General features: G+C 39.6%; 8 protein-coding genes. 6 read left to right on the forward strand and 2 right to left on the reverse strand.

Going from position 1 to position 9370, the window contains the following annotated elements:
- Nucleotides 1–261 precede the first annotated feature (261 nt).
- Nucleotides 262–702 (forward strand): hypothetical protein, encoded by a 441-nt coding sequence (locus QMA12_RS19640; protein WP_290211108.1) that lies wholly within the window; start codon nucleotides 262–264, stop codon nucleotides 700–702.
- 31 nt (nucleotides 703–733) lie between these two features.
- On the opposite strand, the gene QMA12_RS19645 is transcribed toward QMA12_RS19640, so the two are convergent.
- Nucleotides 734–949, reverse strand: a complete 216-nt coding sequence (locus QMA12_RS19645; RefSeq protein WP_054452423.1) for a hypothetical protein — start codon at nucleotides 947–949, stop codon at nucleotides 734–736.
- Nucleotides 950–1038: 89 nt separating this feature from the next.
- Here QMA12_RS19645 and QMA12_RS19650 point away from each other — a divergent pair, with 89 nt between their 5' ends.
- From QMA12_RS19650 to QMA12_RS19660, 3 genes are all read left to right on the forward strand, one after another.
- A complete protein-coding gene (locus QMA12_RS19650) occupies nucleotides 1039–1392 on the forward strand; it encodes a hypothetical protein (protein WP_256828011.1) in 354 nt (117 codons plus the stop codon).
- Between the two features lie 515 nt (nucleotides 1393–1907).
- Nucleotides 1908–2228: a transcriptional regulator gene (locus QMA12_RS19655; RefSeq protein ID WP_087534137.1), complete on the forward strand. Its 321-nt coding sequence runs from the start codon at nucleotides 1908–1910 to the stop codon at nucleotides 2226–2228.
- Nucleotides 2212–3600: a HipA domain-containing protein gene (locus tag QMA12_RS19660; RefSeq protein ID WP_290211109.1), complete on the forward strand. Its 1389-nt coding sequence runs from the start codon at nucleotides 2212–2214 to the stop codon at nucleotides 3598–3600. Before QMA12_RS19655 ends, QMA12_RS19660 begins: the two co-directional genes overlap by 17 nt.
- A 455-nt stretch (nucleotides 3601–4055) precedes the next feature.
- On the opposite strand, the gene QMA12_RS19665 is transcribed toward QMA12_RS19660, so the two are convergent.
- Entirely contained in the window at nucleotides 4056–5054 is a 999-nt protein-coding gene (locus QMA12_RS19665; protein WP_290211110.1) for an SEC-C domain-containing protein, read from the reverse strand.
- 571 nt (nucleotides 5055–5625) lie between these two features.
- On the opposite strand from QMA12_RS19665, the gene QMA12_RS19670 reads away from it, so the two are divergent.
- Nucleotides 5626–7527: a TonB-dependent receptor gene (locus tag QMA12_RS19670; RefSeq protein WP_290211111.1), complete on the forward strand. Its 1902-nt coding sequence runs from the start codon at nucleotides 5626–5628 to the stop codon at nucleotides 7525–7527.
- Between the two features lie 17 nt (nucleotides 7528–7544).
- The gene (locus tag QMA12_RS19675; RefSeq protein ID WP_290211112.1) at nucleotides 7545–9278 is read left to right on the forward strand and encodes a cobaltochelatase subunit CobN; all 1734 of its coding nucleotides are present in this window, start codon (nucleotides 7545–7547) and stop codon (nucleotides 9276–9278) included.
- Nucleotides 9279–9370: the final 92 nt, after the last annotated feature.

Here is a 9370-nt window from a genome sequence, read left to right on the forward strand (position 1 = left end):
AAATTACTCAAATAGTTAAGATAACTCAATATACCTAACAGCAATAGCAACAACAAATTTGAAGGCTAATGCTAAGACAATTCCCCCGTGATCACACCCGAGATTAAATTAATGATGAGTAATTTACAGTAGAGTTTATTGGAAGAACTATCGCCCCTTGATTGCCGTTACCAGTGCGGTCTGAGTAAATTTAGGTTGAGTATATTGATAAATATCAATATCCTAGTTACATAAGTTAAGATATGGAAATTAATTGACGTAATGGACTCAGTAAAACAAGAAAATGATAAAAATCCACTCAATATTGTTTGCCCTGCCTGCACAGAAGAAAATGCCTTAGAGTATGGAAACCACATAAGCTGCAATAAATGTGAGAAAACCTTTGCAGGTCATACTTATAAAAAATTTAAAAAGCCTCTGCTTTCAGTAAAAGCTGCATTATTAATAGGTGCAGTGGGGGCGTATAAATTAGATAAAGAATTTTTAGAGCCAAAACGTTATTCTACTGGTGCAATTGTTGAAATAGTTAGCTTTTGTGCAAGCTCTGATTCTATTTTTAGTAAAGCCTCTCAAAGAGTCACAGCGAGAGCTTGTATTTGTGCTTTAGACGAAACAATGAAAGAAGTGCCTGAGGCGGAGTTGTCGTCAAATGCCAAGCTGTTTAAAGATTCTTTTGTGAATAATTTACAGCAATGTAGATAGCGATACTTGCGTATCGCTAAAGGTACTCTTTTTATTTCGATTTTGGTGGATTATTACCTCTGCCCGGGCCCGAAGGGTTCCCTGTTTTACTAGGTCCATTATTTGGGGCTGGACGTGAAGTTTGCTGGTTATTTGCAGCAGCTCTTTGAGCTCGTGCAGCAAAACCGCCTTTTTCAACTAAGCCATTGTTAGCTTTTGCCTCGGCAGCTTGGATTCGTGCAGCGGCACTTTGATTCATGTTTTTCATAATATTACCTTTGTTTAGTTTAAGGAATGCTCTTCGCTTTGAGAGCAAAATCATCATAAATAAGGTATTGGGACAAACTGGGACAGAAAATGGAAAAACACGAAGAATTACAAAATAAAATTAAAACTATTATTAAAGAACTTGGTTTAAGTCAAAAAGAAATGGCCAAGCGAGTTTATTGTGAGCGCTTTGAAGATGATGACACAGAAGAAATTAATAAGTTTGTTGAAACTTTTCGCCAAAATTTAAAACGAAAAGCAAAACCAGAGTTACTCGAAAGTTATTTAGCCAATATCGCAAATTTACGTGAATTTAAAAACTCCGATTTAGCGATTTCTAATCCTTTAGATCTTGGTTTTATATCTTTAGATGTAAAAAGAGCACTGCAAGAAGTATCTAAGGAACTAATAAATAATATAGATTCAGAGGGTAGTAAGCTTTAGCCTGACAAATTACGCGTCTTACACGGCGTTTACGCTCATATCAATTTAGGTTTTGAGGAAATAGCAAAATGCTCGGGGCGCCGAGAGGTGACGAATGACCAAAGCGCAGCTTTGCAGCTTGAGGAAGTGAAGGCATGGATGCCGACAGTAACCCAGCTTCACGGATGAATTATTTGCAGCAGAGTTGATTTAAAGACAAATCACACTTTGGTTGCCGTCGCCAACGCGACATAACTAAAATTTGGAATGTAAAAAGGTAAAAGACTCTAGGATTATTTCGCAGCCCATAGCTCGCGGCTCGCTAACTTTACTCTTTTAAACTCGCCAGCTTTACTTATTAGCTAGTCAATTTAAATTTACTTATGGGGTTTAATTAAATTTTAACTCCCCATAAGTAAAATATAACTTTCTTATGGTCTGATTAATTTATGCTTTAATCTAAAAGTAAAGTACTGTTGACTTTTGCTTTGGGTGTCCTAAAATCGGTTGTATAAGTAAATTATAGTTGACCAAATATGAGTGATACCCTTGGCAAAAAAACACTCGGAAGAGTTGTTAAGCGTACTGAAATGCCTGAGCTTTCTAAGCCATTTTCACCCGTGCAGCTGGCTAAAGCCATTACTGCAAAACGAACAGGAATGAAGCTGACATTAATGGATGTATCACACGCGCTTGCTATTTCTAAGCCTACACTGATAAAAATAGAAAAAGGCGATGTAACCGTGCAACTGCATAATGTACTAAAAGTGATGGAGTATTTAGGGTTGTCGTTTAGCCTTGTTAGCGATGATATAGCTCATAGCAATGATGAGGTGAGCGATGAACAGTGGTACTAATACCAACCGCTTAGATGTGTTTATTGGTCAATCGCAAAAGGTGGCTGAGATAACATTAGCAGTAGGCTCTGAAAGTGAAATTTCATTTACTTATGAGGCTAATTGGGTCAACGAGGGTTTTGCAGTTTCACCCCACTTGCCACTCAATGGCGATTTTGACTCTCGTGCAGTGCGTAATTACCTACAAAATTTATTACCTGAAGGTAAAGGGCTTGAAGAGATCATTAGTAGCACGACTATTTCTAAAAATAACACCTTCGGCTTGATTAAAGTGATTGGCGAGGAGACGTCAGGTGCTTTGTCGTTTAGGGCAAGTAATAGTGCTGCAAAGCAAACCTCTTTTCGCGAAATAACTAATGAGGAGTTAAGTCAGAAGCTTAGCCGTTTTAAGCAAGCAGGCGAGGCCATTACACTGTGGGATGGACGAACGAGACTCTCTGTTGCTGGGGTTCAAGATAAGCTTAATCTACTCGAAATAGATGGAAGGTTAGGGTTTGGTGAAGGCCAGTTATGCTCTAATAAAATCTTTAAATTTGAAACGGGTGCTGCGCCTTTCATTGCAGTGAACGAACTATTTACTATGTTACTGGCAAGAGGCGCAGGACTTGATGTGCCTGACGTTGAATTGCGTAGCTATGGTGAAATTCGGGCCTTTGTTATCGATCGTTTTGATAGGCGTGTTGTTAAAGAGCAAAACCGAGTTTTACGTCGTCATGTTATTGATGGGTGCCAAGCGACTAATTTGCCGCCTTCTTACAAATACGAGCGTCAGCACGGTGATGAAGGTGATGGTATTTATATTCGAGATGGAGTGTCTTTTCCTAAGCTGTTTAATATTGAAACAGCGAATGAGCAAGCGTATCAGGCGCAACTTATTCGTTGGATGACATTTAATATTTTAGTGCGTAATTATGATGCTCACGGTAAAAATATTAGTTTTTTTGTTGGTAAAAATGGTTTAGAGCTCACACCATTTTACGATTTGGTAAACATTGAAGCGATTATTGAACAGACGAGCATTGATTGTGCAAAAAGTGGTTCACAGCCAGCTATTTCAAGGAATTATGCAATGTCGCTAGGTGACTATAATTCACAAGGCGCGGGTAATTTTAGTAATGAAATAACGGCTTATATGTTAGCTGATTTTGCTGATGAGTTTGATATTTCTCTTGCGCGTATGCAGCTACTGATGAGTCAAACAATTGAGTCAGTATTAGCGGCAATAAATATGGCCAAAGCGGCTGCTATTGCAAATAATTTGTCTAATAGTGAACTAGAACACATCGGTTTATGTATTAATATTATTAAAAAAGCAGCTGTCGAACTGGGTGAACAGGTTGAGCTGTTACCAAGTATGAAAGTGTTTATTTAGGCTTCTTCATTGTAAGTAAAAGGCAATTAAAGGTTCTAGGTGCTAGGGAAGTGACTAGGTTCTAGGATTAATCCGTAGCCGTCGCTCGATTCCAGCAGCTTTTTGCCTTCTCATTTACCCTCATTGTTTTCTCTTTGTGCAAACATGTTTTATTAATGCTTTCTCGGTGTAGCGAAGCGCCTCGGCGACCTCGGTGGTAAATTTGGGTTTAAAACATTCACAGGCAAGATAAAGGCGCTAGGTTTTAGGAGGTGACTAGGTGCTAGGGTGAATCCGTAACCCGAAGCACGCCGCCCGAAACCCGTTGCTATTTCAACTCGCCAGCTTTAGTCTTTTTAAACTCGCAAACTCGCAAACTCGCAAACTCGCAAACTCGCAAACTCGTAAACTCCATAATGAGGCAATTAAGTTGGCTATTCGCCTCATTAGGTGAGGCGAATAAGATGTGCTCTTTTTTATATATCAAACGTAAAAGTTTGCTTTAATAATGGTTGTATATTTGCTTTTATTGCAATGGGTTTGCCATCTGAAAATCGCTTAGGGTTAACGGTTATAAATCCCCAAAACTCTAAAAATCTCTCTATAAAACGGGATCTGATTAAAACACCTAACAAATCTTGTGGCTCTTTGTATTGCGTAGCTGGCACTTCATTTAGTAGAGCCGGAAATGCGGTAATGACTTCTTCAATCAATTGCTCAACGGAACCGTGAGTTTGGATTCGCCACAGCATAAACACCCAAAAAATACGTAGATCGCTATCACTGACAAAACTATCAAAATAGCCCCAATTATAGTGTGTGGTGGCAGCTTCAAGCATGGGTAAGAAAAAGGCTTTAATACCATGAGTTTGATATTGCTTTTGGGCGGTTTTTTTAATATGGAAGCTGCCGCTTTTAAGGTAAATAATACCTGCAATATCTGCCAAAACTCGGGTGTAATGTAAGGCGTTAATTTTGTCTTCGTTACTACCGGAGAACTCACTGATGCTGACGGGCTTTTCATACTCAGATACGGCAAACTCAGGAAGTAATTCACTAGCTTGCTTGGCTATTTTGGCTGGTAAATTACCTTTGGCTGTTGCTTTAAATGAGCCACCTTGTTGCATTGCTTCATCAAGTATTATCGCTAGGTAACGCATCACGGGGCTTGCTGTTAGCCCATTAGGTATCGTTATTGTTACCCCTGCTAACTCATTAAATGGTGCTCTTAGCCAATTATCCATTAGATTAGCTGAGAGGCCGCAAAAATCATCTAATGGATTGTTGTTGATACCTGAAATTTTATGTTGAGCTACTAGATTCATTTCATCTAGGCTTAAGTCAGGGTTAGTAGCAATGGTTTGTGCTATTTCGTCAAATACTTCGCAGTGCTGCTTTGATGCGCTATCCATACAACAGCGCTTATACTTTTTACCGCTATTGCACGGACATGGATCGTTTCGGCCTAACTTCATGTGATGAGACTTAATATGGAGTGATTTTACTCTATTTTATACAAGCTATCTGTTTTGGGTCAAAGTAAGAGCTGCAATAATTTGGCGCTTGAGCAGTAAAAGGTGCTAGGTTTTAGGAAATTGACTAGGTGCTAGCTGTATTCGTAGCCCTTAGCCCGTGGTTTTTTCTTCTCTGTGTAGCGCAGCGCCTCGCTGATCTCTGTGGTGAATTGGTTTTAAAACATTCACAGGCAAGATAAAGGCGCTAGGTTTTAGGAAGTGACTAGGAGCTAGGCTGAATTCATAGCGCGTCGCTCGATTCCCGTAGCTTTATGGCTTCTCATTGTGCAAAATGATTTTTAATGTTTTCTCGGTGTAGCGCGGCTCGTCGCTTAAAGTTGAAGCTTTTTCTACAAGGAAATGTCGGTGACTATTGTGGATATTAGTTAGCATCGCTTGAAAGTTGTTATGGTATAACATATTATATTTGGCGGTTGGAAAACTAATTTGCTGTTGTTTGGGTTTTATCACTCAAATTATTTTAATTTAATTACATCAATATTATGATGTTTTGATATGTTGTAACATAACGATGAAAAAATATATTTATCCACTTCTTTATCTCTCACCTTTAACACTGTCAATTAATGCAATAGCTGCTGATCAAGATATTGAGCAGATAGTAATAACGTCAACATCAACACAAAAAATAGTAAGTGAAGCGCCTGCGAGTATCAGCGTTATTACACAAGCTGACCTTAATCGGCGAGTTGTTATGAATCTATCAGATGCTCTACGAGGCCAAACGGGTATTAATTTGAGTGCTGTTGGCTTTGGACGAAAAGGAATTGAAATTAGAGGTATGGACTCAGATCAAACGTTGGTTTTGATTGATGGGCAACGAGTTGGTGGTTCGTCAGACTTGATTGCTCATTCAAATTTTGAGCTTAATTCAATTCCAGTCGATGATATTGAAAGAATTGAAATTGTACGTGGGCCAATTTCTGCATTGTATGGATCAGATGCATTAGGTGGTGTTATTAATGTTATTACTAAGAAAGTATCAAGTGAGTGGCGTAGCTCACTGGCGCTAAACGGTGGTCAGCAGCTAAGCGATGAAGAGGCACAAAGTTATAGTATGGGTGCGTCAACGTCGGGTTCTATAACTGAAGATTTGAGTATTAGAGCATCTGTGGTTCGTGAATATCAACAAGATGTAGCAAACCGCATTGATCCTAATCTTTCAGATATCGAAGGGCAAAAAACAGATAATTTACGCCTGAAAATGATATGGGCAGCTACCGATAATCAAACAATAGATGCATCAGTAGCATTAATAGATGATAACCGTTGGCATGATACGGCTTCTCGTTCAACTTACTATACTTTTAAAGATGACATTGAACAGGTGCAATTATCAATGCGGCACCAGGGCTATTGGTCATGGGGAGACTCAACTGTACGCATGTATCATACTGAAGTTGATCGTGAAAATACGCGAACGAATGGCATTTCAGCTACTAGCCCAAGTACCATAACAGAAGATATTGCCGATTTTAGATTGGGAACAGAGTTAGGAGTCCATCAGTTACAGTTTGGCGGACAATGGTTACGCCAGAATCTCAAAAACAGCACTGTTAATGAGGCTGGAGAAAGTCAAACGATACAAAAATCTGCTTTTGTTCAGGATGATTGGGCAATGAGTAATGATTTATCATTGTTACTTGGGAGCCGTTTTGACCATCATGATATGTACGGCTGGGAAACGAGTCCTCGTGCTTATTTAGTGTGGAGTCAAGGCGATTGGGTATTTAAGGGGGGGTATGGTGAAGGTTTTAAAGCTCCTAGCCTAAAGCAACTTTCTGCTGAATATGAAACATCTGCAGCCGGTGGCCTGTTTTATATTGTGGGTAATCCTGATTTACAACCTGAAACAAATAAGGCTTATGAGTTATCTGCACGTTATGCAAGTAATAATTGGAATATAACAACAACGGTATTCGAAACAAAAGTAGATGATTTAATCGAAACATTTTGCATCTCGGGTTGCGATGGACGCGGTGCATTACGCAATTATCGAAATATTGAAAGTGCGACTTTATCAGGTGTTGAAGTAAATGCGCAGTGGCAAGTATTAAATGATTTGAGTGTTTCAACTAATATGAATTACCTCGATGCACGCAATGATACCGAAGATAAAGCACTAGAAAATAAACCCAAAATGTCTGGTTATGCAGAGTTGGTATGGCAACCAAGCGAAAGGTTAGATACTCAATTACGCTTAGAGTATGTTGGTGAACAGTATTTAGATGATGCCAAACTGCCTAGTTATCAATTGCTTCACGTAAGTTCTAGTTATCGCATTAATTCACAATGGTCAGTTCGAGCCAGTATTGAAAACTTAACGGATGTTTACTTACCTGATGAATCGGTAGAGTTTGAGTTTGTTGAGTCTGGACGTACGTTGTTTCTTGGTGCGCGGATGAACTTTTGATTATGCTAAGATTTTTTATGTTATTTTTATGGCTATTAGCAGCGCCCGCGCTTGCGCAAGCCCCCGCTAAGGTGCTGGTGATTGCATCTGATTTTGTTGCTGCAGGTAAGTTTAAACAGTTAGCGAGCATTGCAGAGAAATACAACATACATGTTGATTATATTTATGCCCAACAAATTAATGAAATATCAGATGCCCAATTAAATACCACTTCGTTAGTGATTTTAGATGGGCCAAGACCTTCGGATAGAGCGGCAGTTGTTGCTGCGTTACCTGATGGAGTGGCGGGGCTTAATGTGCCTTGGATTCAAGTAGGTGGGGGGCGGCCTGGATTTGGCAAAATACCGGGGCCGTGGGCGCGTAATTTTATTGCTTATTATGATAATGGCACACAGCAAAATTACGAGTATTTACTTGGTGCTTTACAAAAAATAGTGAATAAAGAAACTAATATTGTTTTTCCTGAGCCGATTACACTTAAAAAGCAAGGTGTGTATTCGCCAACAGGAGTATTTGATAACTTAGCTCACTTTTTAAAAAACAATCCGTCTTTGGAACCTCTTCCGATGGTCGGTTTTGCTATTTCAAATAGTTTGATCCGTAATATGCAAACTAAAACAATAAACGATTTGTATCAACGAGTTATTGATGCAGGGTTGATGCCGGTATTTTTTTGGTTTGATAGTGTTAATGATAATGGGTTGGTTGATTTTTGGCAGCAGCAAAAACCTAGCGCATTAATTAATATGACTCATATGCAAAATGGTGAGGCACGTAAGTCAGAGTTTTTGCAGCTAGGTGTACCAGTGCTGCAAGCGCTAACTTACCGCAATGGTAGTAAGCAAGATTGGCTATCGTCAGCTGATGGGCTCGCTGTCAGCACTGCTGCAACGTTAATGGCAGTACCAGAAAGTTGGGGAATGACAGATCCTATCGTTATTGCCGCGATGCATAATGGTGAAGCCGAGTTAATTGATAAGCAGGTGTCATTATTATTAGGTAAATTAAACGCGTTAGTTCGTTTACAAAAGGCCGAAAATAAAACTAAAAAACTTGCTCTAATGTTTTGGAACTCCCCTTCTGGCGAAGAAAACATGTCAGCTTCGAATCTAAACATTCCTACAAGTATAGCGACTATCACTTCAGAACTACAAAAGGCCGGTTATTCGGTTGACAGTAAAAACGAAAACGAGGTTATTGAGCAAGGAAAGCGGTTGCTCAGTGGGATTTATCACCCAGATAAACTAGTCGATTTGTGGCAGCAAGAGCAGGCAATCAGTTTGCCTTTAAATGACTACCTATCGTGGTTTTCAATGTTGCCTGTTGAAATACAGCAAGCTTTAAATAAAAAGTGGGGTGAGCCTAGCAAACATTGGGGATTGCGTGATATTAACGATCAATTATCGTTTGTTTTCCCAGCAGTAAGTTGGGGCAACTTATTGGTGATGCCTCAGCCGCCTCGATCAGGCAAAGTTGGGGCCGATACACATGATACAAAAGTGCCGCCGGACCATTATTATTTGGCTGCCTACTTAGCGTTGCAATTACGAAAAACGGATGCATTGATCCATCTAGGTACTCATGGCACGCAAGAATGGACTCCAGGCAAAGCAAGGGGCTTAAGTGCGTATGATTATCCATTTCTAAGTTTGGGTAATATGCCCGTTATTTACCCTTATATTCAGGATAATGTGGCAGAGGCTTTGCAAGCAAGACGTCCAGGGCGGGAGCATACTTTGATTAATTTATAATCCAAAAAATATTCTCGCCCGATAATCATCACTCCAGCTTGCCTTTTTGATTTTGCTACGTTGACTTGGGGCCCCGCATTCGCATTGCCTCA

It is taken from the genome of Pseudoalteromonas sp. APC 3893, assembly GCF_030408095.1.
In the GTDB taxonomy this organism is placed as follows: Bacteria; Pseudomonadota; Gammaproteobacteria; order Enterobacterales; family Alteromonadaceae; genus Pseudoalteromonas.